This is a genomic window from Ectothiorhodospiraceae bacterium BW-2, from assembly GCA_008375315.1.
Classification (GTDB): Bacteria; Pseudomonadota; Gammaproteobacteria; order Thiohalomonadales; family Thiohalomonadaceae; genus BW-2.
On record CP032507.1, the window covers coordinates 419,841 to 443,937 of the forward strand.

Genomic DNA, 24,097 nt, shown 5'->3' on the forward strand with positions numbered 1-24,097 from the left:
AGTTATCCTGTGTTAATGTCGCCCTAGGGATTGAAACTGAATGCGCGGATCGATCCAGACATAACAGAAGTCGGTAATCAGCTTCGCCATTAGCCCCATAAGGGTAAACAGGTAGAGCGAACCGAGTACCACCGGATAGTCGCGCTTCATCACCGACTCATACGATAATAGCCCCAAGCCATCAAGTGAAAAGATAGTCTCAATGAGCAGACTGCCGGTAAAAAAAGCGCCAATAAAGGCCGCCGGAAAGCCGGTCACCAGCGGAATAGTCGCATTACGAAAGATATGGCCATAGAGCACCCCCCGCTCACTCACCCCCTTCGCACGGGCGGTGATGACATACTGCTTTTTAATCTCTTCTAAAAAGCTGTTTTTGGTCAACATGGTCATGACCGCAAAACTACCGACCACCGAGGCGGTAATCGGCAGCACCAGATGCCATAAATAGTCCAAAATCTGCTGCCACCACGGCAGACTCTCCCAGCCATCGGAGACTAACCCTCGCAGCGGAAAGAGATCCCAAAAACTGCCGCCACCGAACAGAACCAGCAGCGTCACCCCCAGTACAAAGCCGGGAATAGCATAACCGACCAAAATGAGCGTACTGGTGATAACATCAAAGGTCGAACCATCACGCACCGCTTTTGCAATGCCCAGTGGAATAGAGATAAGGTAGGTAAGCAGAAAAGTCCAGACCCCCAGACTGATAGAGACCGGTAGTTTAGAGAGAATAAGCTCGGTCACCGACTGGTGGTGAAAGTAGCTCTCACCCAAATCGAAGCGCAGATAGCGGCCTAGCATCTCTAAAAAGCGCTCATGCGCCGGCTTATCGAAACCGTAGAGCGCCTTTAGTTCGGCTAACCGCTCCTCATCTAGCCCGCTAGCACCGCGATAGAAGCCGCTGTGAGAGCCGCCACTGACCTCAGCGGCAGAGCTGGTGCCGCGCAGCTCAGCTAGCATCTGCTCCACCGGCCCACCGGGGACAAATTGGGTCACCATGAAGGTGATCAGCAACACCCCCAACAGAGTCGGAATCATTAATAGGAGCCGTTTTAGCAGGTAGCCGAGCATATTTGTTATGCCATCATAGCAACTGAGTTCGCTACTGTTAATGGCTCTCCGCTTTAAGCCACCAACTACGCACCATCCAACTGACGGCATCAAAGTAGAGCGGTAGTCGCTCAGGTCGCTCAAATTTATCCCACCAAGCGATACGGTGGCTACCGATATACCAGTGTGGCACTAGATAGTCGCCGTGTAGCAGCACTCGGTCTAGAGCTCGGGTCGCGGTCACGAGCGCCTCTCGATCCGCCGCGTAGATCACCTCCTTAACCAGCGCATCGACCACCGGATTTTGCAAGCCGAACAGATTGCGGCTACCCTGCTCGTTAGCCGATGAGGAGTGAAACATCCCCATAAGCTCATTGCCAGGCGACTGCGACTGCCCAAAACTGCTCACCACCATATCGAAATCAAAGCTATCTAGCCGCTTCTGATAGAGCGCCACATCGACAGTACGATAGTCGATCTCAATCCCCAATTTTTCCAAATTGTGGGCGTAGGGGGCTAAAATACGCTCAAACGCCTTTTGGGCTAACATCACCTCAAACTGAAACGGCTGACCGTCACGATTCGTCAGCTTACCCTCCCGAATCTGCCACCCCGCCTGCTGCAATAGCTCTTTAGCCTGACGCAAATTGGCTCGCAAGCCTCCTCGGCCTGTCGTCGTCGATGGCTGCCAAGCGGTGGTAAAGAGCTCTGGCGGTAGCTGCGATTTAAAGGGTAGCAGCCGCTTCAACTCCGCCTCAGAGGGGAGTCCGGAGGAGGCCAGCTCACTGTTGCTAAAGTAGCTGTCACAGCGCTGATATTGATCATAAAAGAGGTTACGGTTCGACCACTCAAAATCGAACGCCAGTGAGAGCGCCTGCCGTACGCGTCGATCTTGAAACAGCGGCCGACGCAGATTCATCACAAACCCCTGCATACCGGCATTATTGTGGTGCAAAATCTCGGCGGTGACAATCTCGCCACTGGCAAAACGGGGGCCGGTGTAGTCGGTTGCCCACTTTTTGGAGTTGTATTCGTGAATAAAATCGAACTCCCCCGCCTTAAACGCCTCTAACAGCACAGTAAAGTCGCGATAGTATTTATAACTCACCCTATCGAAGTTATAGCTCCCCCGCCGAACATTCAGCTCACGCCCCCAGTAGTCGGGATCACGGCGGTAGCGAATCTGTTTGCCCAAATCGACACTCTCAATCAGGTAGGGGCCGGAGGTGATCGGCATCGTCTCGGCCAGTTCGGTAAAGCGCCCCTCCCCGACCCAGTGGCGGGAGAAGATCGGAATCTGTCCTGTGATTAGATGCAGCTCGGGATTCTCTCGGTGAAAGGTAAAGCGCACCGTTCGCTCATCGACCACTTCGGCGGCGGCAATATCGGCATAGTAGAAGCGGTGTTGGGGATGGGCTTGATCACTTTTGAGAGTATCGAACGAAAATTTCACATCGGCTGCGGTGACCGAGCTGCCATCGTTAAATCTAGCCTCTGGCCGTAGCCGATAGGTCACCGAGAGTCGATCTGCCGCCAACGCCACCGATTCGGCCAGCAGAGCGTACTGGCTAAAGGGCTCATCTAGGCTCTGCTCCATCAGCGTCTCAAACATGAGCAGTGAGAGACCCTCTGCCGCGAGCCCTTTTAAGGTAAATGGGTTTAGCGTATCAAAATTACCAAACGCTCCTAGCGTTAGCTCTCCCCCCCGCGGGGCTGTGGGGTTCAGATAGTCAAAGTGGCTAAAATGATCACCATATTTAGGCTCATACCCCAGTGCAATCGAACCAGTAGCTGCCCACAGCGAGGGAGCTAGCAGCAGTAGCCAAAGGGCAATAGGTAGATAGCAACGAGCGTTACACATAGTAGGCCGTCCGCGTCATCAGGCTAGCCGTGACTCCCATGAGCTTTTTTATCGGCAGCGGTAGCGGGGCACCTCCCGCTCGCTTCGCCATGGTCGCGTGTCGCGCCTCATCTTGCTGCATCTGATCGACTATCGCCCGCGTCCTCTTATCCTCTAGCGGGAGCTTATCAAGATGCGATTGTAGATGGGCTACCACCTGCTTTTCGGTCTCGACCACAAAGCCGAGACTCCAGCGATCACCGACAGCGCCAGCCAGCGCCCCGATAGTGACCGAACCGAGATACCAGAGCGGATTGAGATAGCTAACATGGGCACCCATCTGGTTAGCACGATCTTCGCACCAGCGCAGATGGTCGTTCTCCTCCTGTGCAGCCCGCTCCATCTGCTGCCGCACTCGCGGTAGTCGAGCGGTCAGCGCCTGCCCCTGATAGAGCCCCTGCGCCGCCACCTCGCCGGCGTGGTTAATCCGCATGAAACGCCCGGCCAGCTCCTTTTGCGAAGAGGAGAGCTCCGCCTCGGCGATCTGTTGGGCGGGATTGGGCCGTTCGGTTACTTTGGGGTGACCGAACAGAGTTCGCAAACTGGTATCAAACTGACTAACCACTCGATCAATCGGTGTGTAGTGGCGCACGGTGCTCCTCCTCATAGGTTAACTTTAATAACTGACTAGAAAAGATGCGGCCATCATCGTGGTGGCTGATTTTAACCACCAAGTAATTCAGTGCTGGCGCGACCCAAAACTCAACCTCTCGTGCAGGATTATCGGTACGGCGAATATGGATAGTCTCCAAAGTCTGATAGGGAAGCTCTAACTGCTGCCGACCCTCAACTTGAAACTGGTAGGTTTTGCGCTCATCCTTGTCGATCAACTCATAGCTAAATTGGCGCATACCGGAGGCTAACTGGCGTCGCATTAGCCACTGATAGCTTAAAACATCGTGCAATCCAGCGGCATAGGGAAAGCGGTGCTCTCTCCCATCGACTCGACTGATGGCGGTGCCACTGCTGTTAATCACCAGCGTCGCCTCCTTCTCTTGACTGCGTGAGAGCTTGTGAAACCGATAACCGAGCAGCTTCAGACCGGTAGCGGTCGGCTGAAACCGGCTCGATTCACTCCGCCGCTCCTTGCGCAAAACGGCCCAAAAGCCCGTGGTATAGATAGTCGAACGAAGCGTTAAAATGTCGTTGTTGAGAGTTAGCGAACGCACCATCTCCCCAACTTCAATGCCATCGACATCGACGAGGTAGAGCGCCTCATAGGGGGTAGTAAAAGCGATATTTTGCAGCGTAGCGGCCGTAACAGAGCCCGCTCCCGCTAGCAGCAGTAGCAGTAGCCTAACCGCTATTGTTGCACCGCCTCTCCTAAGGCATACCATCAATATCGGCCCCCTCTCTCTCCGGCGGCATCAAATCTTCCCGACTGATCCCTAGCGCTAGAATAGCGCTACTCGCTACATAGATAGAGGAGTAGGTACCAACTAGCACGCCGATAATGAGCGCGGAAGCAAAGGCGTGAATCAACTCACCGCCGAGCATAAACAGCGCCAACAGTACCAGTAGCGTCGTTAATGAGGTCATTAAGGTTCGCGATAGGGTGTCATTGAGAGAGCGATTAATCACCTCCTCCGAACTCCCTTTACGCAGCAGCAGAAAGTTCTCCCGAATACGGTCAAAGACCACAATGGTATCGTTTAGCGAGTAGCCGATAACGGCCAGTATCGCCGCTAGCACCGTTAGGTCAAACTCTAGCTGTAGTAGGGCAAAAACGCCGAGGACAATAACCACATCATGCACCAAGGCAATAATCGCCCCAAAGGCGAAGCGGTACTCAAAGCGCAGCGCAACATAGATCAAAATCCCGATGAGAGCATAGATCATCGCCAACCCGCCATCTTCGGTCAGCTCCTCTCCCACCTGTGGCCCGACAAACTCCTGCCGCCGCAGCTCAACACTCTCATCGGTTAGCTTTAAGGCTCGGACAATTTGGTCACTCGCAGCGGCACTTGAGAGCTGCTCTTGGGGCGGGATCCGAATGAGCACCTCACTGGCCGAACCAAAGTGCTGCACAACCGCCTCATCAAACCCCTGCTCGCTCAACTGCTGTCGCACCTGCTCCAGATCGGCACTGGTGCTGTAGCCGACCTCAATTAGGGTGCCCCCGGTAAAGTCGATACCAAAATTAAGTGATCGAAACAGCAGCGCGGCAAGCGCAATCAGCAGCACGGCCACCGAAAAGAGGGACGCCTGCCGACGACGGCTCATAAAGTCGATACGAGTCTCGGTTAATATCTGCATGTTACTCTCCTAAATCGACAGACTCTTAATCCGTTTACCGCTCACAAAGGCGTTCACCAATCCACGGGTGACAAAGATGGCGGTAAACATTGAGGTGACAATACCGATAGAGAGCGTGATAGCAAACCCTTTAATCGGTCCGGTGCCAAAACCGAACAGGACGACGGCGGCAATGAGGGTAGTGACATTAGCATCGGCAATCGTTGAAAAGGCTTTCGCATACCCCTCATGAATCGCCGACTGCGGCGCGTTACCTAGGCGCAGCTCCTCCCGAATCCGTTCAAATATCAATACATTCGCATCGACCGCCATCCCGACGGTTAACACAATACCGGCGATACCGGGCAGCGTCAGCGTCGCTTGCAGCATCGATAGCACGGCAACGATAAAGATTAGGTTCAACCCCAGCGCCACATTAGCCGCCAGTCCAAAACCGCGATACCAGAAAGCCATAAAGAGCAGCACCAGCACAAAACCGACCATCACCGACAAAAAGCCCTGATCGATATTCTCCTGCCCTAGACTTGGGCCGATAGTGCGCTCTTCGATGATCTCTATCGGTGCCGCTAGCGCACCTGCCCTTAACAGCAGCGCTAGGTTACGCGCCTCTTCGGTACTATCTAGCCCGGTCGTCTGAAAGCGTTTGCTAAAGTGCTCCCGAATAACAGCGATGCTAATCACCTCTTCAATGCGTTGGCGCACCTTCTGTTGGCTACCATCGACCACTTTAGTCTCGACCTTGTTTTCGATATAGACCACCGCCATCTGCTTGCCGACATTTTCGCGGGTATTGTCGCTCATCTTACGCGCCCCCTTAGAGTCGAGGGTCACCATGACCAGCGGCGAGCCGGTCTGCGTATCGATGGAAGAGGAGGCATCAATAATCTGATCGCCGGTAATAATGATCCGCTTATAGAGCAGTACCGGCCGACCGTCACGATCACGATAGAGTCTCGAACCGGGGGGGACGCGGCCAGCTAACGCCTCCTCGACACTCCCCTTCTCATCCATCATGTGGTACTCCAGCGTGGCGGTTGCCCCCAAAATCTCCTTCGCCCGTGCGGTATCCTGAATCCCCGGTAGCTGCACCACAATACGGCTATCCCCCTGCTGCTGAATTACCGGTTCGGCAACGCCTAGCTCGTTAACCCGATTGCGTAAGGTGGTGATATTCTGCTTTAGCGCAAATTTGCGGATCTCCAAAAGCTCCTGCTGATCAATAGTGGCATAGAGCATCGCCCTACCCTCTTCATCGGCGGCAGTTAACACCAGACCACGATACTGCTCACCTATTAGCGCCTCGGCCTGCTCCCGTTCAGCCTGATCTTTAAAGCGCAGCTCCAACAGACTCCCCTCATCTCCCTCCTGATGACGAGCTAACAGCGTCTGATAGCGTAGCCGATTCTCCCGCAGCAGAGTTCGTAAATCATCAACATAGCGATCATAGGCCTGACGAGTGGCGGCATCCATATCGACCTCCATCAGGAAGTGGACTCCCCCCCGTAGATCGAGACCTAGATACATCGGTAGCGCCCCGACATCACGCAGCCATTGCGGTGTCGCGGGGGCTAGATTGAGGGCGGCGGTGTAGTTCTCGCCTAGCGCCTGTTCGACCACTTGGTAGGCCTGAAGCTGTTGGGCGGTATCGGCAAAGCGAATGAGCAGCAAGCCCTGCTGCAACTCGTATGACTTCACCTGTAGGCCTGCCGCCTCAAGCGCTTGCAGCGCCCGATCACGAGTCGTCTCATCGATTTCGGCCATGCGGTTAGCGGTAATTTGTAACGCCGGATCATCGCCATAGAGGTTCGGCAGGGCGTAAACCGCCCCCATCGTGATAAAAATAGCGATGAGCAGATATTTCCACAGAGGGTATTGATTAATCATACAGACTCTATCCTGTAATACTGTAATAGGCTTACAGTAACTCTTTAATAGTCCCTTTAGGCATCACGGTCGCCACCGCAGAGCGCTGTACCCGAATCACCACCCCTTCAGCAATTTCGATAGTGAGAAACTCCTCAGCCAGTTCGGTTACTTTGCCTAATATCCCGCCATTGGTAATGACCTCATCCCCCTTCTGCAGCGCCTCGGTCATCGCCTTATGCTGCTTCACCCGCTTCTGCTGCGGTCGAATTAACAGAAAATAGAAGACGATAAACAGAATAATAAACGGAAACAGCGCCTCTAACAGCCCCGGCTGCTGTGCCGCCCCTGCCACTGCCGCATCACCTTCAGCCCATGCCTCACCGATAAAAAAGCTCATAATCTCTCCAAGTGTGAATAGAGTTTGCAAAAATTGAGGCCTCTATTATGGCATAGCTTGGCCCCACGACACACCGGTTGACCACGATTTTCAGCCAATTCGAAAAAACTCTCCCCTTTCGGCATAGCATCGTGACGGCGAAATGGGGTATGCTAGCCACTGCTTGCTATCAATAATGGGGGAGATAAAGATGAGCAATCCTACCGATACGGGTTACCGAATCGCCTATACCACCTGCCCAGGACAGAAGAGCGCCGAAGAGCTAGCTCAGAGGCTGGTTGAAGCTCGGTTAGCGGCGTGTGTTAATGTCGTTCCAACTATCCGCTCTTTCTATCGCTGGGAAGAGAGGGTCGAACAGAGTGAGGAGTGGCTGTTACTGATTAAGACTCGCCGCGATCGCCTTGCCGCCATTGAGGCCTATCTACTAGAGCACCACCCCTACGAGGTGCCCGCCCTCATTGCTACCGTGGCCGATAGCGGCTCGGTTCCCTATCTCGATTGGATTAGTCAATCGCTCACCTCTACTTAACCCTACCCCACCTGTTTCGGACATTTGCCATGATAATACGCACACTCCCCCTGCTGCTGCTGCTATGGCTGTTGCCTCTCTTAGCAATAGCCTTGACTGAAGAGCCACAGCTACTGCCCCCCGAGGAGGCCTTCACCGTCACCGTCACCCCTCTAGGGGCTGATAGGTTGCAGGCAACTTGGCAGATCGCCGAGGGCTACTACCTCTACCGAAATAAATTTAGGGTTGACACCCCCACCGCCGGCCTCTCTCTAGGTGAGCTGTCGCTGCCAGCGGGGCAGATGAAGCAGGATGAGTTTTTTGGCCGCATTGAGATCTACCGCGATCAGGTGGTCGCTGAGATCCCGCTGCTAGAGCGTGGCAATAGTCAAGCGATCACGCTGGAGCTGAACTCGCAGGGGTGTGCCGATATTGGCGTCTGTTACCCCCCCTATACCCATACCGTATCGCTAGAGCTCCCCCTCCCCTCAACCCTCCCCTCAACCCCGCTATCGCTGTTTGAAGAGGAGTCGGAGGTGCTCGAACCCGATGTGGCGTTTAGGTTTAGCCACCGGGTTGAGAGTGGCGAGCTGATCATGGCCAGTTGGGAGATAGCTCCAGAACACTATCTCTATAAAGATAAGTTCAGTTTTGAGATCAGCGCCGAGGGGGTCACACTCGTTAACGCAGCGATTCCGAGCGGTGAGGAGAAGCAGGATGAGTTCTTCGGGCTCATTGAGGTGTTCCACCACCGTATCGATATCCCGCTTACCCTCGCTCGCACAACCACTGAAGCGACCGAACTCACCCTAACAGCTAACTATCAGGGCTGCGCTGAGATCGGTATCTGTTATCCGCCGCTCTCAAAAACCGTTACGCTCACCCTGCCGGCAGTTGCGGCTCCAACAGCGCCTAACTCCACCGTGCAGACGACGACCACCGCAGTGGCAGCGACCTCTCCCCCTCTTAACGAACAAGATAGCCTCGCCCAGTCACTCGCGACGGGGAGTGCGGCGTCAACCATTCTGCTCTTCTTTGGACTGGGGCTGCTGCTCGCCTTCACCCCCTGTGTCTTTCCGATGATCCCGATTCTATCGAGTATTATCGTCGGTCAGGGGGAGGGGCTGAGTACCCGCCGCGCCTTTACCCTCTCGCTAGTCTATGTGCTAGCGATGGCGCTCACCTATACCGTTGCCGGTGTTTTGGCCGGTCTCTTTGGGGCTAATCTGCAGGCGATGTTCCAAAACCCATGGATTTTGAGCAGTTTTAGTCTGGTGTTTGTACTGCTAGCGCTATCGATGTTTGGCTTCTATGAGCTACAGCTACCTAGCGCAGTTCAGAGCTGGCTGGCGGAGAAGAGCAATAAGCAGCAGGGGGGAACCTTAGCTGGTGTCGCGATTATGGGGCTGCTCTCAGCCCTCATCGTCGGCCCCTGTGTTGCGCCGCCGTTGATGGGAGCGCTGATCTATATTGGTCAGACGGGGGATGCTCTCCTCGGGGGGCTAGCCCTGTTTGCGCTTAGCCTCGGTATGGGGGCGCCGCTACTCCTCATCGGTACCTCGGCCGGTAAACTGCTACCGCGTGCTGGCGGCTGGATGGATGCTGTTAAAGCGGTATTCGGCGTGCTACTACTGGCCGTCGCTATCTGGATGCTAGAGCGAATCCTGCCCGCTTGGCTGGTGATGCTGCTCTGGGCACTCCTGCTGATCTCGGCGGCTGTCTATCTGGGTGCCCTAGAGCCTGTCGGTGATAAATCGGGCTGGTATCGCCTCTGGAAGGGGCTGGGCGTTGTACTGCTGATTCAGGGGATATTGATCATGATCGGCATCGCCTCTGGGGCTAAAGATCCGCTGCTGCCGCTAAAAGGCTCGCCGATGATGACACAGCAGGCCGGTGGCGCTCTGCAGTCGGCCCATGTCAGCTTTAAGTCAATTAAGAGCCTTGATGACTTAGAGCGGGAGATAGCAAGCGCCAGTGCCGCCGGAAAGGGGGTGATGCTCGATTTTTACGCCGACTGGTGTATCTCCTGTAAAGAGATGGAGAAATATACCTTTAGCGATCCGAAGGTTATCGCCGCGTTGAGTAACACGGTCTCGCTACAGGCCGATGTGACCGCTAATGATGAGATCGATAAGGCGCTCATGGCCCACTTTAAGATTATCGGGCCGCCGGCGATTCTCTTCTTTAACTCGAAGGGGGAGGAGGTACGAGCTAATCGGGTGGTCGGATTTATGGAGCCCGAACCGTTTATCGAGCAGATTAGTCAGGCGCTGAATTAACGCTGTCCTCGGTCGTAGGCAGCAGATCGTTCAAACTCTTATCGAGCTTTTGTAGCATCTGCGGTGCCTCGACCTCCATCACCTGCTCGATAATCCACTTATTATCGCTACCGCTGGCGGGCATGATGGCAGCAATCACCGTGCCAAAGTAGCGCAGAGCCGGATAGGAGGGTTTCCCATCGGGATAGCTAAATTCAGCATAGTCGGCCAAGCGCTGGTTTAGCTGTTCTAGAAAGGGGGTCGTGATATCGCGCGAGCTAGCCTCTCCCTGTCGTGCCTGCTCCATATTCTCTTTATAGGTTAAGGCCACTTTTTGCGCCATCCCATTCACAAAGCGCTGAAACTCCTCCTCCGATAGCTGTGGATAGAGCTTAGCGCCACCACACTGGAGTAAAAAAGTACTAAACTCAGCAATGACATTCACTAGCTGCTCGTTAGTCTCAAAATTAAAGCCATCTTGATACATCTTATCTACGGTGGTGTGGCTGATCCGCCACAACAGAAAACCGATCGTATTGGCAATATCCTCTAAGGAACGCTGCTGCTGTTTATGCCACTTAGTCTTTAGCCTCATCGTCTGCTCCAGAGTCTTAGATCGAAAAAAAAGCCACTGATCTGATCTCAGTGGCTATGGAGAAGCGGCCGTTATAGATAACGGCGGGGGATAGTCATCAATAGCCGCCTTTACGCTTAGTCTCAGGTAGGCCAGCAATTTTGCTCGCCTGCTTCGCAGGCCCTCGGGGAAAGCTCTCATAGAGCACTTTTGCATCGACCTTATCTAAATCAGTCCACACCTCTTTAAAGTGTTTGACCATATTGCGCTCATTAGGCTGGTTACCACTGTTATTAAAATACTCATCACGCAGGTAGTTAATAATCTCCCAGGCTCTATCGTTGAGCTGAATCCCCTCCGATTCCGCAATCACCTTAGCAACCTCTTCGCTCCAGTCATCAAGATTGACTAGATAACCGTTCGCATCGGCCTCTACGGCACTACCGTTTACTTCATAAGACATAGAATAACTCCTTTTGCTTAATTTAAGGTTTTGTGGGGAATAAAGATACCAAACCCCAAATGTTGTTGTCGACCATAGCCGTTTTGTTGCAATGTCACCGAATCGGCTTTGGTCAGCTCTGCTACAAAGAGACTGCGGGAGACCTTTTCACCCGCCCCCCAACGGTGAACCACCCGTTTACCGGCTAGCACCTTATTAAATTTCAGCCCTGCTGCGCGTAAGTAGTCAACCGCCTCAGCAATCAATAGCTGCTCATCCTCAACAGACTCACTAGTGATATAACGACAATAGAGCGCCGAAGATGGGATAAGTTGTTTGAGTTTAGCCTGTTTAACCGTCAGCGGATAGCCGTCAATATCAAATGTTAGCCCCGAAAGCGCTCGTGCGGCTTCAATTCTGTGGCTAGGCAAGCGCAACTCTAACCGAATACGACGAGAGAGATAGAGGGCCTCAGTCGGCCGCTCCCAGCCATTCCCTGAGTCAGCACCATGGATGAGGTGTAGTGCTGCCTGCGGTTCAGCGGCCAACCACGGCAGCGCCCCATTGATGGCTGAGGAGAGGGCGTAGGCGTGATCGACGGCGATGGTGGGGCAATCAATGGCAAAAGAGAGCTCCTGCACCTCATCGGGAACGACAAAATGATCTTCGTTGGGCGATTCAACCCACATAACTAAGGCGACTCCGGAATTTTAGCCCGAATCGCCTCACGATCGAACCACCACTGCTCTTCCACCAGTGCTTCGACCACCTGACCGAGCCGAGGGATACATTTGGCCGGATCGTTGAGCTCCAGTCGCTCGACCCAAAAGTCGAAAATCTCCTGCTCCTCTACCTGACTATGGCGACGGGCCACATCACCTAAGAGCTGCATGGTATAAAATTTTAGGTGGTTACGAACCTGCTCATCTTCGACACGAAGATCGACAATATAGTTAGCTACCGCAGCGGCGACAGCCGCCCCATCGGAGCGATCAGGGGAGTCGTTAATCAGATGTTCCAGCATTGCAATCGTCAACTCGGTATCGATAGGGAAGGTGACCCCAAGCCAGATACCGTGGCCTATCGCGACCACCGAGTCGTTCTGCTCGGCTTGATAGATAATGTCACACGCCTCGACCGCATGGAGCCAACTTTCAGAGCTAATCGCTACCGGCAGTACCTCATGCGCGAGCTGCCACGCCTCAGCTTTGCGCTCTAGATCGAGCAGCACATAGCCCGCCTCCATGCGGTTTTTACAGTAGGCCGCGTCGGTCGTCGAATTGAGCTGCGACAGCGCTTGGGCTAAAGAGGCTAATTTCGCTTCTAACAGCTCGCTAGAGCGGACGGTATCTTCACTCGATTCGGCTTCACCAGCCACAACTGAGGCGGAGAGGTAGTGTCTTGACATAGCAGATAGTAGATAATAATCAAAAAGTTAGGTAAATTTAGCTTCGAGACGATCCTCCCAGTTTCCTGGGGTATCGCCAAACTGGGGTTTAACATCAATGCGGAAGAACATCTCCTCTTTAGAGAGCGTCTCAATCAGCTCTTCTAACTGTTCAAAACTCTCTAACTGCGGGTTCTGTATCAGCACTTCACTAAGGTTTAGCATGGTTGACAAATTCCGTATCGGTTCAGGTTAGAGCCATAGTGGGAGCTGCCAAAAGCAAAAACAAGCCTCGACTCTACGCCATCGCCGTGGTCTCCTAAGTATGGAAGCGGTCATTCAGTATCCACTTATATTATTAAATATCAATTTGGAATATCCCAATAGGGATATAAATCCCCCCCCGATAGCCCCCCATGAGAAAGAGTGTTAATTGAGCGATATGCGACTAGAATTCGCCGCAACTTGAGCTGGTTGTTGGTTTGGCTAACACTTAGCCGGCTCAATAGCGAAATTCGATGACTCAAAACTTATCTACTTCAGGAGCTGTTATGGCAAAACCGATGTACGAAACCCCGATGCTGGACGAACTGGAGAGCGGCCCTTGGCCTAGCTTTGTGACCGGTCTAAAGCGTCTTGCTAAAGATAACGACATGATGGTTGACCTCCTCGGTCAGCTCGAAACCTCCTACCGTACCCGTAAGGGCTACTGGAAGGGCGGCACCGTCGGTGTTATCGGCTACGGCGGCGGGATTATCCCCCGCTTCACCGAACTGAAAGATGAGAACGAAAAGCCGCTCTTTCCAGCAGCGGCCGAGTTCCACACCTTGCGGGTCATGCCCCCTCCCGGGATGCACTACGATACCAACACTATCCGCAAATTCTGCGATATTTGGGAAAAATATGGCTCCGGCCTCATCGCCTTCCACGGCCAGTCGGGCGATATTATGTTCCAAGGGTGCAGCACCGACAATGTCCAAAAGGCGTTTGATGAGCTCAACGAGATGGGCTTCGACCTCGGCGGTGCCGGCCCGGCTGTTCGTACCGGCATGAGCTGCGTCGGTGCCGCTCGCTGCGAAAACTCCTGCTTTGACGAAGGGCGTACCCTGCGGATGTATGTCAACGCCTTCTTAGATGATATGCACCGTCCCGCGCTACCCTATAAGTTCAAGTTCAAAGTCTCTGGCTGCCCGAACGACTGCATGAACTCAGTCCAGCGGGCCGATATGGCCACCATCGGCACTTGGCGTGACGACATGAAGGTCGATCAGGCCGAAGTCAAAGCCTATGTTGACAAAGTTGGCCGCAAATATGTGATCGATAATGTCATCACCCGCTGCCCAACTCAGGCGCTGTCACTCAATGATGATGACACCTTAACGGTTGATAATCAGAACTGTGTCCGCTGCATGCACTGCATTAATGTCATGACCAAAGCGCTCTCACCTGGCGATGATAAAGGCGTCACCGTCTTAGTCGGTGGTAAGCGGACTCTGAAGATTGGCGACCTCATGGGCACGGTCATTATTCCGTTCCACAAGCTCGAAACTGACGAAGATTTCGAGTATCTCGAAGAGCTAGCGGGTGAGATTATCGACTTCTTCGCCGAAAATGCACTAGAGCATGAGCGTACCGGAGAGATGATTGAGCGCATCGGTCTGGTGAACTTCCTCGAAGGGATCGGCCTTGAGATCGACCCCAACATGATCACCAACCCACGAATGAACCCCTATGTTCGTACCGATGGTTGGGATGAAGAGGCCGAAAAGTGGTTTGAGCGTAAAGCCGGCTAACGACCCTACTTCAACTTAAACTTTACCCTTAGCGGGGTCTGACTAAGATGACCCCGCGATTTTCCCGAATTCTGGAGGATTTATATGTCAGAACCACGCATGCCGATTGAGAGTGGCGTACCAGAGATGGAGCCGTACCTGCACCCTACCCTGAAGAAGAACTACGGGCAGTGGGCATGGCACGATCGTCCCCGTCCTGGCGTGCTACACCATGTAGCGAAGGGAGGCGATGAGGTCTGGACTGTCCGCGCAGGAACCCAACGCCAAATGGATGTTTACACCATTCGCAAACTGATGGATATTGCCGATGAGTTTGCTGAAGGGTATGTCCGTTTTACTATTCGCTCTAACATTGAGTTTATGGTGACCGATGAGAGCAAAGTTAAACCCCTGATTGAGAAACTGAACGCCGAGGGCTTCCCTATCGGCGGTACCGGTAACTCGGTCTCCATGATCTCGCACACTCAAGGCTGGCTCCACTGCGATATTCCCGGTACCGATGCCTCAGGTGCGGTCAAAGCGCTAATGGATGAGCTCTATCATGAGTTTACCCACGAAGAGATGCCTAACCGCGTCCGTATCACCACCTCCTGCTGCCAGATTAACTGTGGCGGTCAAGGAGATATCGCGATCAATATCCAACACACCAAGCCACCTAAGATTAACCACAATCTAGTTGCCAATGTCTGTGAGCGCCCTTCGGTTGTTGCACGCTGTCCGGTTGCCGCGATTCGTCCGGCGATGGTAAACGGCAAGCCTTCACTTGAGGTCGATGAGAAGAAGTGTATCTGCTGTGGTGCCTGCTTCCCCCCCTGCCCGCCGATGCAGATTAACGATCCGGAGCACTCCAAATTTGCCATCTGGGTTGGCGGTAAAAACTCCAACGCCCGCTCTAAGCCGACCTTCCATAAACTAGTCGCAGCGGGTATCCCCAACAATCCGCCTCGCTGGCCTGAAGTCTCAGAAGTGGTCAAGAAGATTCTCGCCGCTTACAAAGCCGATGCGAAGGATTGGGAGCGGATGAACGAGTGGATCGATCGTATCGGTTGGCCCCGCTTCTTCGAGAAGACCGGTCTGCCATTTACCAAGTATCACATCGATAACTGGCGTGGTGGTCGCGTTAACCTTAACGCGTCGGCTCATATTCGTTTCTAAGTGTCACTTGAAAAGAGTAAGGTATCCTGACTAATGAAATTTACGATTCAGGTCAACGAAGGGCCCTATACCCACCAAGCCTCTGATAGCGCCTACCAGTTCACCAAAGCGGCACTGGCGGCGGGTCATGAGATATTTCGGGTATTCTTCTATCACGATGGGGTCAACAATGCGACTCGGCTCACCACTCCACCGCAAGATGATCGCAATGTCATCAACCGCTGGAGTGAGCTGGCTGCTGCCCATAACCTCGACTTGGTCGTCTGTGTTGCTGCGGCCCAACGCCGCGGCATCGCTGACGAAGATGAGGCTAGACGCAACGGCAAGGATGGCCACAATCTCGCTGCCGGTTTCCGGATATCCGGACTCGGTCAGCTGATTGAAGGGGGCATTCAGTCCGATCGCTTGGTTGTGTTTGGTGACTAGGTAGAGGAGTTAAACAATGAGCGACACCAAAAAATTTCTGTATGTCAATCGCAGGGCTCCCTACGGTACGGTCTATGCACTAGAGTCGTTAGAGGTTGTGCTTATCGGTGCTGCATTCGAACAGGATGTTAGCCTGCTATTTATGGATGATGGCGTATTTCAAATCACTAAGGGACAGAAGACCGATGGGATTGAGATGAAAAACTTCTCGCCCACCTATTCAGCGCTCGGTGATTACGATGTGAGAAATATCTATGTCGATAAGCAGTCACTCGCAGAGCGGGGGCTAACGCTAGACGATCTACTCCATCTGACTTGGGAAGATGAGGATGACGACTACGCTAAAAAGGACTCTATTGTTCTGGTTGATCGAGCCGAAGTCACCCATCTGATGACTGGCGCTGATGTCATTCTGAGCTTCTAGGAGAAGGACACATGCTACATATTGTCAATAAATCCCCTTTTCAGACTAATGCCCTTGAGGGTTGTCTTAGCTGTGCTGAAGATGGCGGCGCGGTACTGCTCTATGAAGATGGTGTCTATGCGGCACTAGCTAATAGCGCGGTTGCCGAGAAGATGAAGCAGGCGCTCTCTCGCCTCACCATCTACGCACTAGAGGGTGATCTACAGGCCCGAGGCATAGCCGATAAGGTTCTTGAAGGTATTCAGCTGACCGATTATGCTGGGTTTGTCGAACTCGCTGTTAATCAAGATAAAGTTAATAGCTGGTTATAATTAATTTTCTGTTGTTATTTAAACTGTAAGGAGAGAAGCACTATGGGTATCGTCATTAATGGTACTGAGCTTGAAACTGATGAAGAGGGTTATCTGGTTGATCTAAACGACTGGACTAAAGATGCGGCGGTTGAGCTAGCTAAGTCTGAAAATGTCGAGATGACCGATAGCCACTGGGAAGTCATCGACTTTCTGCGTGAGTACTATGATGAGTACCAGATCGCCCCTGCGGTTCGGGTACTAACCAAAGCGATTGGTAAGAAATTGGGTAAAGAGAAGGGTAACAGTAAGTATCTCTATGAGCTGTTCCCTTACGGCCCTGCGAAGCAGGCGTGTAAAATTGCCGGCCTGCCAAAGCCGACTGGCTGTATCTAAATCCATTCGCATCGGGATTGAGGGCGGCTGACCGCCCTCCCCCACTGCCGTTTAACGGAGGGTCAATTAATGTCAGTGCTATTTGCACTTCTGTTCTATGCAGCGACTGCGCTGTTTATTGCCGGGTTGGCTTATCGAATCGGCCTCTATTTTAAGACTCCGGCACCGTTAAAGATTCCCACGACTCCGGCTCCAACGACCCAGTCGGGTGTGCTGTGGCGTATGGCACGGGAGGTGCTCTTCTTTGAAAGCCTATTTAAATCGAACAAATGGATCTGGTTGTTCGGCTACCTGTTTCATGTCGGGCTGGCGCTGGTTCTTATGCGTCACCTACGCTACTTTACCGATCCAACTTGGGGGTGGGTAGAGTTTATTCAGCCTTTTGGTATCTATGCCTCTTTCGCTATGGTCGCAGGACTGCTCGGACTCTGGCTGCGACGGGTATTAGTGCCCCGTATTCGCTATATCTCTAACCCTTCAGATCATCTCATGCTGTTTCTACTAGTGATGATTGGCGTCAGCGGCATGATGATGAAGTTTGTCAGCCATACCGATATCGTCATGGTTAAACAGTATATGCTCGGTCTGATGCGCTTTGAGATTCGAGACCTCCCTATGGATGGTCCGCTACTCATCCATCTGACTTTGGTGGCTGTTTTGATGATTATCTTCCCGATTAGCAAGCTGCTGCACGCTCCGGGAATACTCTTCAGCCCGACCCGTAATCAGGTCGATAACCCGCGCGAAAAACGCCACTTGGCATCGTGGGCAGCTGAGCTAGACAAATAAACCGTAACTCCAACTTTAAAGTGACAGGAGAGTCGTGTGGCCGATTTTCAAACACCTGAATTTCGTCAATTTCCAAGCGTTCCAAATAGGCTGCAAGCCGATGCAACCAAGCATCTAAGCCCATTTGTCGCTAAGCCGGATCACCAAAAAAATATCGGCTTTCCCGGTGAGCTAGTCGATAACTGGGAGCAGAAAGCTATTGAGAAGATGGGCGAGCTGCTCTCTAAATATCGCTCCCTACAGGTCTATCTCGACTCGTGCGTTAAGTGTGGTGCGTGTACCGATAAGTGCCACTACTTTCAAGGCACTAGTGACCCTAAGAACATGCCGGTCGCAAGACAGGATCTGCTACGAAGCGTCTATCGCCGCTACTACACTATCGCCGGAAAATATTTCCCTAAGCTAGTCGGTGCCCGCGATATGACCCGCGAGGTACTCGATGAGTGGCATAGCTACTTCCACCAGTGTTCCCAGTGTCGCCGCTGCTCGGTCTTCTGCCCCTACGGTATCGATACAGCCGAAATTTCGATGGCGGCACGGGAAATTATGGATAGCGTCGGCCATGGCCAGAAATACTGTAATGAGATTCTCGGTAAAGTACAGACAATCGGCAATAACCTCGGCCTTCCCGGCCCTGCGCTAGAGGCGACACTAGAGGAGTTTGAAGAGGAGATCGAAGAGGATACTGGCCTGCCGGTTAAGATTCCGATTGATGTGAAAGGGGCCGATATTCTGCTCATCACCCCCTCCGCCGACTTCTTTGCCGAACCCCACATCGATGGCTTAATGGGCTACGCTAAGGTCTTCCATGAGGCAGGAGTCAACTGGACGCTAAGCAGCTACGCCTCTGAAGCGGCCAACTTCTCGATGTTTATCGGCAGCTACTCTAACCTAAAAAAGGTGGCCGAACGGATACGCAAAGCGGCACTCGATTTAGGCGTAAAACGCATTGTTGTCGGCGAATGCGGCCACGCTTGGCGCGTCGCCTACAGCTTCTGGAATACGGTCGCCGGCATTGGTTCGGGAGGGGATGATGTCTATGCACGCGAGCTACAAAAACAGCTCGACCACAGCTATCCGATTCCGCAACATATTTGTGAGTTCACCTACGATCTCATTAAAGAGAACAAACTGCGCTTTAATAAAGCGGAGAACGATCACCGCACAGTGACCTTCCACGACTCCTGCAATGTGGCTAGAGGGAGTCGCATGGGCAACTACGCCGGTGGGCAGTTCGATATTCCTCGGGCGCTGATCAAGGCCTCGTGTAACAACTTTGTCGATATGGATATCTCAACGATTAAAGAGGCAACCTACTGCTGTGGCGGTGGGGGGGGGCTACTCACCGATGATCTGATGGAGATTCGGGTCAAAGGAGCCCTACCGCGAATGGAGGCTCTCAATGATGTTGTCAAATCTGATGGCGTTACCCACATGGCGGCCATCTGCGCCATCTGTAAAGCTCAATTCGCCAAAATCCTACCCTACTACAACTTCCCCATGGACATGATCCTCAGCACTCACCAATTAGTTGGCGAGGCGCTAGTGATGAAAGGCTCCCTCCAAGAGCAGGAGCTCGATGGCAATGGTGATGATGATGATAGCTAATTTAACCGAATCTATCCGTTTTAACCCAAATTTACCTAACAAAATTTTATAGCATAGGAGATTAACACTGATGGCTACTTCCAGCGACGCAATGCAGAAAGATTTTACCTTCCGCCGCTATCAAGATGGCGACCATGAACATAGAGGCTCTTGGAGTGACGAGATTTTCCAAGCTAGCTGGTCACATAAGTGCCCTACCTATGTGCATCGCACCCCCCCTTGCCAAGGTAGCTGCCCCTCCGGTCACGACATTCGTGGCTGGCTCGATATTGTTCGCGGTATCGAAAAGCCTGTCGGCGACATGACCATGCAGGAGTACGCTTTCCGTCGCGCTACCGATGCGAACCCCTTCCCCTCGGTGATGGGTCGAGTCTGCCCCGCCCCTTGTGAAGATGGCTGTAACCGTAACATGGTCGAAGATCATGTCGGCATTAACTCGGTCGAGCAGTACATCGGCGATCAGGCACTCAGTAACGGCTATAAATTTGAAGCCGGTGCCGAAACAGGCAAAAAGGTGGCGATTATCGGCGGTGGCCCCGCCGGTCTTGCCGCAGCCTATCAGCTACGCCGTTTAGGTCACGGGGCGACAATTATCGAGATGCAGCAGGAGCTCGGCGGCATGATGCGCTACGGCATCCCCGGCTACCGTACGCCAAGAGATGTACTCGATGGTGAAATTAACCGTATTATCGATATGGGGGTCGAAGTTAAGACATCGACTAAAGTCGGACGGGATATCACTCTGGCGCAGATTGAGAACGATTTTGATGCCATTTTATTCGCGAACGGGGCTTGGTCGGGCCGCGCACTCCCTATTCCGGGGGCCGATGCGGTTAACTGCATCTCCGGTATCGCCTTTCTAGCTGCCTTCAATGAGGGCCGCCTAAAGCATGTCAGTGGCAAAGTCGTTGTTGTCGGTGGTGGTGATACCTCTATCGATGTCGCCTCGGTAGCCCGTCGCCTCGGCAATATTACCGTTGAGAACGAAAAAGATCGTCCAGAGCATGTCGTCATTAACCAAACCGCACACGATGTTGCCGAAACGGCGGCTCGTCAAGGTGCTGATGTCATGCTTATCTCCCGCTCCTCGCTAGAGAATATGCCGGCTGCCGAGCATGAGCTCGAAGACGCGACCCGTGAAGGGGTCGAGATTATCGGCCAACTCAATCCGGTAGAGGTCATTAAAGGTGCCGATGGTCGCGCCAAGGCGCTGCGGGTCTGTCAACTCGAAGCCGATGGCAAGACTCCGATTGAGGGCTCTGAGTATGAGATTGAGTGTGAACTGATTGTCGCCGCTATCGGTCAAACCGGTGACATGAGCGGAATGGAGGGGGTCGCCAATGAGCGCCACCTCGTCGATGCCGACAAAAATTTCCAAATCAAGGGCAAAGCCGGCTATTTTGCCTGCGGTGATATCGTTCGCCCCCACCTGCTCACCACGGCGATTGGTCAGGCGAGTATTGCGGTCGAGAGCATTAACTTCTACCTCAATAGCAAAGAGCTGAGACCTCGGCCTAAGGTCGATGTTCACCACTTCAATCTATTAGCAAAGCTGCGTGAAACCGGCCACACTCCTGAAGCATACCAATCACTCGATGCAGAGAGCGTCAAGGCCGAAGAGGGGTACGCTAAAGAGATCGATCTCGGTAAACGGGGAACTTCGGAGGAGAAGTATGCCATTCACAACTACGAAGATCGCTCTAGCCAAGAGATTATCTCCTCCGATATGCTCTTTTTAGGCCATTTTGAAGAGACTCCCCGCTACAAGCGTGAGCACATTAAGGTCTATGCCGAAGATGTCATCGGTAACTTCCAAGAGCGGCTGCAACCTCTGAGCGAAGAGGATGTCATTAAAGAGGCCAAACGCTGCATGAGCTGCGGTATGTGCTTTGAGTGCGATAACTGTGTCATCTTCTGCCCGCAGGATGCGGTTAAGAAGACGCCCAAAAAGGATTCGACGACCGGTCGTTATGTCTATACCGACTATAACCGCTGTATCGGTTGCCACATCTGCGCCGATGTCTGCCCTACCGGCTATATCGATATGGGTATGGGTGAGTAATAACCACTTTGGAGATTCTGATGCGAATGAAGCGAGTCAATCAGCTTCTCAAATCGGCTACCGTTGTGCTGGCAGTCGCACTGCCAGCCGGCGTTTACGCTGAATCGGGGCTATCCATTCCGGCCCCGGTCAAAGGCAAGCAGTGTGTGGAACCGACCGATCAGATCCGTCGTAACCACATGGACTACTTGATGCACCAACGAGATAAGACTATGCGTGAGGGGATTCGTACCCAAAAATATAGTCTTAAAGAGTGCATCAACTGCCATGTTCCTGCCAAAACGGCTCCACAACAGGCAACTGGCGACCACTTCTGCATGAATTGCCATCAATACACTAGTGTCAAGATCGACTGTTTTGAGTGCCATGCGACCCATCCAGAAGCGGATGCGACGACCACTCTCAGTCCCAAGATGGGCAACTCGACGATTGCCCACCGAGCACTATCCCACTCACCTGAGCAAGCTGTCAGTTCAAACGGTAATTGATCTATTATGAATTCCAATCAACCGATCTCATCATCACGCCGTCATTTTCTGCTCGGCAGTGGCAAAGCCGCCGCTGCCGCCTCACTCGGCGGCGGAGTGTTTCTCTACGGAGCCCAGTCACAGGCGCGTGCCCCTGAAGAGCCGGCCTCGAACAAAGTTCGTTGGGGAATGTTAATCGATACCACCCAGTGTGCCGATGGTTGCAGTGACTGCGTGACTGCCTGCCAGAGTGAGCACGGTTGGGGGGGAGAGGAGAATAGCGAGAAGCGGTCGCGTCCCGATCAGCAGGCGCAGTGGATTCGCAAAGTCAAACTGAAAGATTTGACCACCCAAGCGACCCACTCCCTACCGATTATGTGTCAACACTGCGACAATCCGCCCTGTGTCGATGTCTGCCCGACCAAAGCCTCCATGATTCGCGCCGATGGCGTCGTCCTAGTTGATCGCCACGCCTGTATCGGCTGTCGCTACTGTATGATGGCCTGCCCCTATAAGGCTCGCTCATTTATTCACGAGTCGATTAGCGACCAAAAACCCTATATGCCCCGCGGCAAAGGGTGCGTTGAGTCGTGTACGCTCTGTGTGCACAAACTTGATGCAGGTGAGAACGAGACCGCCTGTTCGAGCGCCTGTGAACACAATGCGATTCTCGTAGGCGACCTGAACGATCCCGAGAGTAAAATCAGTCAGCGGCTCAAGTCACAGATGACCACCCAGATTCGTGCCGATCTAGGTCTCAATCCGGGCGTTCGTTACATAGGGATCTAAAGTTAAGGTTTTACCATGAAACAGCTTCGTTTTTCACAAGTGGACTCCGGCCTCGGCTTCTATCTGCTGTTGGCTATTTTAGGTGCAATTAGCGCCGTCGGCCTCTGGGCGACCGCGATTATGGAGCATGAGGGTCATGTCGTGACCGGCATGAGTAATCAGGTTGTCTGGGGGATGCCACATATCTTTGCCATCTTTCTGATAGTGGCCGCCTCCGGTGCGCTCAATATCGCCTCTATCGCCTCGGTGTTTGGCAAGAAGTTCTATAAACCGCTAGCTCCGTTGTCGGCTCTGCTCGCCGTCGCCTTGTTAAGCGGGGGGCTCGCGGTGCTAGTGCTCGATTTAGGCAAGCCCGATCGACTCACCGTTGCCATGACCCAAATGAACTTTAAGTCGATCTTCTCTTGGAATATCATCCTCTATAACGGCTTTTTAGCCATTGTGCTGGCCTATATGTGGGTGATGCTCGATAAACCGATGCAAAAATACTCCACCGCCGTCGGAACACTCGCCTTTGTCTGGCGGCTGGTTCTGACCACTGGTACCGGCTCAATCTTCGGCTTTCTAGTCGCTCGTCAAGGTTATGATGCGGCCATTATGGCACCAATGTTTGTGGTTATGTCCTTTGCCTACGGTCTGGCCTTCTTCTACATCGTCCTTAGCGCCACCTATCGTATGACGGGAAGGGAGCTTGGCAAAGTGATGATTAATCGGCTGCGACTGCTGCTAGCTATCTTTATTGCCGGTGCCTTCTACTTTACCGCAGTGCAGCATCTCACTAATCTCTACGCCACCGAGCACCACGGCTTTGAGGCCTTTATCCTACGGGATGGCGGTATCTATACCACCGTATTCTGGCTCGGCCAAGTTCTCATCGGCTACCTGATCCCCTTTGCACTGCTGCTCTATCCGGCAACCGCTCAGAGTCGTTGCGGTGTCGCTTTCGCCTCCTTTCTAGTCATTATCGGTGGTTTCGCCCAAATGTATGTGACAGTCATTGGTGGCCAAGCCTATCCACTACAACTCTTCCCCGGCTATGAGGTGAGCAGTAGCTTCTACGATGGCGTTGTTGCTGACTACAGCCCTAGCTCTTACGAGACACTGCTCGGCTTTTTGGGCATCTCGCTAGCGCTGATTATTGTCACCATCGCGGTGCGTAATCTACGCTTGCTACCGGTCTCACTTGCCGATGCCGCCATCGATCCACACCACAAGTAACTTCCCACACACCTTAACCGGCCTTCTGGCCGGTTTTTTGTT

Annotated in this window: 26 protein-coding genes; 14 read left to right on the forward strand and 12 right to left on the reverse strand. The window is 53.1% G+C overall.

Going from position 1 to position 24,097, the window contains the following annotated elements:
* Positions 1-12: 12 nt before the first annotated feature.
* The 7 genes from yejB to yajC are packed head-to-tail and all read right to left on the reverse strand — an operon-like array spanning position 13 to position 7,472.
* Entirely contained in the window at positions 13-1,071 is a 1,059-nt protein-coding gene (gene yejB, locus D5085_01905; protein QEP42000.1) for a microcin C ABC transporter permease YejB, read from the reverse strand.
* A 37-nt stretch (positions 1,072-1,108) separates the two neighbouring features.
* A complete protein-coding gene (locus D5085_01910) occupies positions 1,109-2,911 on the reverse strand; it encodes an ABC transporter substrate-binding protein (GenBank protein QEP42001.1) in 1,803 nt (600 codons plus the stop codon).
* Entirely contained in the window at positions 2,904-3,557 is a 654-nt protein-coding gene (gene coq7, locus D5085_01915; GenBank protein ID QEP42002.1) for a 2-polyprenyl-3-methyl-6-methoxy-1,4-benzoquinone monooxygenase, read from the reverse strand. The genes D5085_01910 and coq7 overlap by 8 nt, the downstream gene beginning before the upstream one ends.
* A complete protein-coding gene (locus tag D5085_01920; protein ID QEP42003.1) occupies positions 3,520-4,287 on the reverse strand; it encodes a DUF3108 domain-containing protein in 768 nt (255 codons plus the stop codon). The genes coq7 and D5085_01920 overlap by 38 nt, the downstream gene beginning before the upstream one ends.
* The gene (gene secF, locus D5085_01925) at positions 4,274-5,206 is read right to left on the reverse strand and encodes a protein translocase subunit SecF (GenBank protein QEP42004.1); all 933 of its coding nucleotides are present in this window, start codon (positions 5,204-5,206) and stop codon (positions 4,274-4,276) included. Before secF ends, D5085_01920 begins: the two co-directional genes overlap by 14 nt.
* A 9-nt stretch (positions 5,207-5,215) precedes the next feature.
* Positions 5,216-7,087, reverse strand: a complete 1,872-nt coding sequence (secD, locus tag D5085_01930) for a protein translocase subunit SecD (protein ID QEP45014.1) — start codon at positions 7,085-7,087, stop codon at positions 5,216-5,218.
* Positions 7,088-7,121: 34 nt separating this feature from the next.
* Positions 7,122-7,472: a preprotein translocase subunit YajC gene (gene yajC, locus D5085_01935; protein QEP45015.1), complete on the reverse strand. Its 351-nt coding sequence runs from the start codon at positions 7,470-7,472 to the stop codon at positions 7,122-7,124.
* A 187-nt stretch (positions 7,473-7,659) separates the two neighbouring features.
* Here yajC and D5085_01940 point away from each other — a divergent pair, with 187 nt between their 5' ends.
* Both D5085_01940 and dsbD read left to right on the forward strand, forming a co-directional pair.
* Positions 7,660-7,998, forward strand: coding sequence for a divalent-cation tolerance protein CutA (locus D5085_01940; protein QEP42005.1), 339 nt, complete (start codon positions 7,660-7,662; stop codon positions 7,996-7,998).
* A gap of 29 nt (positions 7,999-8,027) precedes the next feature.
* Positions 8,028-10,256 (forward strand): protein-disulfide reductase DsbD, encoded by a 2,229-nt coding sequence (dsbD, locus tag D5085_01945; protein ID QEP42006.1) that lies wholly within the window; start codon positions 8,028-8,030, stop codon positions 10,254-10,256.
* Here dsbD and D5085_01950 read toward each other — a convergent pair.
* The 5 genes from D5085_01950 to D5085_01970 form a co-directional block, all read right to left on the reverse strand.
* Complete coding sequence (locus tag D5085_01950) at positions 10,237-10,830, reverse strand: hypothetical protein (protein ID QEP42007.1); 594 nt, start codon at positions 10,828-10,830, stop codon at positions 10,237-10,239. The two genes, dsbD and D5085_01950, sit on opposite strands and share 20 nt — an antisense overlap.
* Positions 10,831-10,927: 97 nt before the next feature.
* Positions 10,928-11,272: a TusE/DsrC/DsvC family sulfur relay protein gene (gene tusE / locus D5085_01955; GenBank protein ID QEP42008.1), complete on the reverse strand. Its 345-nt coding sequence runs from the start codon at positions 11,270-11,272 to the stop codon at positions 10,928-10,930.
* 17 nt (positions 11,273-11,289) lie between these two features.
* Positions 11,290-11,940 carry a type I-MYXAN CRISPR-associated protein Cas6/Cmx6 gene (gene cas6, locus D5085_01960; GenBank protein QEP42009.1) on the reverse strand — a complete coding sequence of 217 codons (651 nt, stop codon included), beginning with the start codon at positions 11,938-11,940 and terminating at the stop codon, positions 11,290-11,292.
* A gap of 2 nt (positions 11,941-11,942) precedes the next feature.
* The gene (locus D5085_01965; GenBank protein ID QEP42010.1) at positions 11,943-12,659 is read right to left on the reverse strand and encodes a hypothetical protein; all 717 of its coding nucleotides are present in this window, start codon (positions 12,657-12,659) and stop codon (positions 11,943-11,945) included.
* 27 nt (positions 12,660-12,686) lie between these two features.
* Positions 12,687-12,863, reverse strand: a complete 177-nt coding sequence (locus D5085_01970) for a sulfur relay protein DsrC (GenBank protein ID QEP42011.1) — start codon at positions 12,861-12,863, stop codon at positions 12,687-12,689.
* A gap of 326 nt (positions 12,864-13,189) precedes the next feature.
* On the opposite strand from D5085_01970, the gene dsrA reads away from it, so the two are divergent.
* From dsrA to D5085_02030, 12 genes are all read left to right on the forward strand, one after another.
* A complete protein-coding gene (gene dsrA, locus D5085_01975) occupies positions 13,190-14,431 on the forward strand; it encodes a dissimilatory-type sulfite reductase subunit alpha (protein ID QEP42012.1) in 1,242 nt (413 codons plus the stop codon).
* An 84-nt stretch (positions 14,432-14,515) separates the two neighbouring features.
* On the forward strand, positions 14,516-15,586 hold the full coding sequence (dsrB, locus tag D5085_01980) for a dissimilatory-type sulfite reductase subunit beta (protein ID QEP42013.1): 1,071 nt from the start codon (positions 14,516-14,518) through the stop codon (positions 15,584-15,586).
* A gap of 33 nt (positions 15,587-15,619) precedes the next feature.
* On the forward strand, positions 15,620-16,012 hold the full coding sequence (tusD, locus tag D5085_01985) for a sulfurtransferase complex subunit TusD (protein QEP42014.1): 393 nt from the start codon (positions 15,620-15,622) through the stop codon (positions 16,010-16,012).
* A gap of 16 nt (positions 16,013-16,028) precedes the next feature.
* Entirely contained in the window at positions 16,029-16,436 is a 408-nt protein-coding gene (gene tusC, locus D5085_01990) for a sulfurtransferase complex subunit TusC (protein QEP42015.1), read from the forward strand.
* Between the two features lie 11 nt (positions 16,437-16,447).
* Complete coding sequence (gene dsrH, locus D5085_01995) at positions 16,448-16,747, forward strand: sulfurtransferase complex subunit TusB (GenBank protein ID QEP42016.1); 300 nt, start codon at positions 16,448-16,450, stop codon at positions 16,745-16,747.
* A 42-nt stretch (positions 16,748-16,789) separates the two neighbouring features.
* Entirely contained in the window at positions 16,790-17,122 is a 333-nt protein-coding gene (gene tusE, locus D5085_02000) for a TusE/DsrC/DsvC family sulfur relay protein (protein QEP42017.1), read from the forward strand.
* A 69-nt stretch (positions 17,123-17,191) separates the two neighbouring features.
* Positions 17,192-17,911 (forward strand): nitrate reductase, encoded by a 720-nt coding sequence (locus D5085_02005; GenBank protein ID QEP42018.1) that lies wholly within the window; start codon positions 17,192-17,194, stop codon positions 17,909-17,911.
* Between the two features lie 36 nt (positions 17,912-17,947).
* A complete protein-coding gene (locus D5085_02010; GenBank protein QEP42019.1) occupies positions 17,948-19,519 on the forward strand; it encodes a (Fe-S)-binding protein in 1,572 nt (523 codons plus the stop codon).
* 70 nt (positions 19,520-19,589) lie between these two features.
* On the forward strand, positions 19,590-21,581 hold the full coding sequence (locus D5085_02015) for a 4Fe-4S dicluster domain-containing protein (protein QEP42020.1): 1,992 nt from the start codon (positions 19,590-19,592) through the stop codon (positions 21,579-21,581).
* 26 nt (positions 21,582-21,607) lie between these two features.
* Entirely contained in the window at positions 21,608-22,069 is a 462-nt protein-coding gene (locus D5085_02020) for a hypothetical protein (protein ID QEP42021.1), read from the forward strand.
* Between the two features lie 6 nt (positions 22,070-22,075).
* Entirely contained in the window at positions 22,076-22,837 is a 762-nt protein-coding gene (locus tag D5085_02025; protein ID QEP42022.1) for a 4Fe-4S dicluster domain-containing protein, read from the forward strand.
* Between the two features lie 15 nt (positions 22,838-22,852).
* Entirely contained in the window at positions 22,853-24,055 is a 1,203-nt protein-coding gene (locus D5085_02030) for a molybdopterin oxidoreductase (GenBank protein QEP42023.1), read from the forward strand.
* The last annotated feature ends 42 nt before the right edge of the window (positions 24,056-24,097 follow it).

Excerpts from the sequence above, each read along its gene's own strand:
- yejB (QEP42000.1), bottom strand. The coding sequence starts at position 1,071 with ATGCTCGGCTACCTGCTAAAACGGCTCCTATTAATGATTCCGACTCTG.
- D5085_01910 (QEP42001.1), bottom strand. The coding sequence starts at position 2,911 with ATGTGTAACGCTCGTTGCTATCTACCTATTGCCCTTTGGCTACTGCTG.
- coq7 (QEP42002.1), bottom strand. The coding sequence starts at position 3,557 with ATGAGGAGGAGCACCGTGCGCCACTACACACCGATTGATCGAGTGGTT.
- D5085_01920 (QEP42003.1), bottom strand. The coding sequence starts at position 4,287 with ATGGTATGCCTTAGGAGAGGCGGTGCAACAATAGCGGTTAGGCTACTG.
- secF (QEP42004.1), bottom strand. The coding sequence starts at position 5,206 with ATGCAGATATTAACCGAGACTCGTATCGACTTTATGAGCCGTCGTCGG.
- D5085_01940 (QEP42005.1), top strand. The coding sequence starts at position 7,660 with ATGAGCAATCCTACCGATACGGGTTACCGAATCGCCTATACCACCTGC.
- dsbD (QEP42006.1), top strand. The coding sequence starts at position 8,028 with ATGATAATACGCACACTCCCCCTGCTGCTGCTGCTATGGCTGTTGCCT.
- D5085_01950 (QEP42007.1), bottom strand. The coding sequence starts at position 10,830 with ATGAGGCTAAAGACTAAGTGGCATAAACAGCAGCAGCGTTCCTTAGAG.
- tusE (QEP42008.1), bottom strand. The coding sequence starts at position 11,272 with ATGTCTTATGAAGTAAACGGTAGTGCCGTAGAGGCCGATGCGAACGGT.
- cas6 (QEP42009.1), bottom strand. The coding sequence starts at position 11,940 with ATGTGGGTTGAATCGCCCAACGAAGATCATTTTGTCGTTCCCGATGAG.
- D5085_01965 (QEP42010.1), bottom strand. The coding sequence starts at position 12,659 with ATGTCAAGACACTACCTCTCCGCCTCAGTTGTGGCTGGTGAAGCCGAA.
- D5085_01970 (QEP42011.1), bottom strand. The coding sequence starts at position 12,863 with ATGCTAAACCTTAGTGAAGTGCTGATACAGAACCCGCAGTTAGAGAGT.
- dsrA (QEP42012.1), top strand. The coding sequence starts at position 13,190 with ATGGCAAAACCGATGTACGAAACCCCGATGCTGGACGAACTGGAGAGC.
- dsrB (QEP42013.1), top strand. The coding sequence starts at position 14,516 with ATGTCAGAACCACGCATGCCGATTGAGAGTGGCGTACCAGAGATGGAG.
- tusD (QEP42014.1), top strand. The coding sequence starts at position 15,620 with ATGAAATTTACGATTCAGGTCAACGAAGGGCCCTATACCCACCAAGCC.
- tusC (QEP42015.1), top strand. The coding sequence starts at position 16,029 with ATGAGCGACACCAAAAAATTTCTGTATGTCAATCGCAGGGCTCCCTAC.
- dsrH (QEP42016.1), top strand. The coding sequence starts at position 16,448 with ATGCTACATATTGTCAATAAATCCCCTTTTCAGACTAATGCCCTTGAG.
- tusE (QEP42017.1), top strand. The coding sequence starts at position 16,790 with ATGGGTATCGTCATTAATGGTACTGAGCTTGAAACTGATGAAGAGGGT.
- D5085_02005 (QEP42018.1), top strand. The coding sequence starts at position 17,192 with ATGTCAGTGCTATTTGCACTTCTGTTCTATGCAGCGACTGCGCTGTTT.
- D5085_02015 (QEP42020.1), top strand. The coding sequence starts at position 19,590 with ATGGCTACTTCCAGCGACGCAATGCAGAAAGATTTTACCTTCCGCCGC.
- D5085_02020 (QEP42021.1), top strand. The coding sequence starts at position 21,608 with ATGAAGCGAGTCAATCAGCTTCTCAAATCGGCTACCGTTGTGCTGGCA.
- D5085_02025 (QEP42022.1), top strand. The coding sequence starts at position 22,076 with ATGAATTCCAATCAACCGATCTCATCATCACGCCGTCATTTTCTGCTC.
- D5085_02030 (QEP42023.1), top strand. The coding sequence starts at position 22,853 with ATGAAACAGCTTCGTTTTTCACAAGTGGACTCCGGCCTCGGCTTCTAT.